A 304-nucleotide genomic window follows, 5' to 3' on the forward strand; every position below is an offset into this window, starting at 1 on the left:
CAACGGCTACGAGAGCAGGGTGTCGCCGACGAACCCGCCCGGCTCGCACCCCGGCGGGCTCGCGAACACGGACGACCCGCTCGGCGTCGTCCACCGGCTCAGCCTGTCCAGCGCGGCGAGCTGGCGCTGCATGGGCGGGCACGGCTCGTCCACGTCGACCGGGAAGCCCGCGGAGATCCGCCCCGCCTCCGACACGCGGGCCCTGCAGGACGCACGCCCGATCTGCGACAGCAGTGGGCATGATATCTGCAGGTGAAAGGACGAAACGCCCACCAGGTTTCATGCCCACGACGAACGAAGGGCG

At 71.1% G+C, this 304-nt stretch carries 1 protein-coding gene; it reads left to right on the top strand.

The genetic code is table 11. The features are described from left to right. On the top strand, nucleotides 1–256 hold a 256-nt coding region (locus tag V5O49_RS00135; protein WP_332900452.1), incomplete at its 5' end, for a hypothetical protein. Nucleotides 257–304: the final 48 nt, after the last annotated feature.

The organism is Isoptericola haloaureus, from assembly GCF_036689775.1.
GTDB lineage: Bacteria > Actinomycetota > Actinomycetes > Actinomycetales > Cellulomonadaceae > Isoptericola > Isoptericola haloaureus.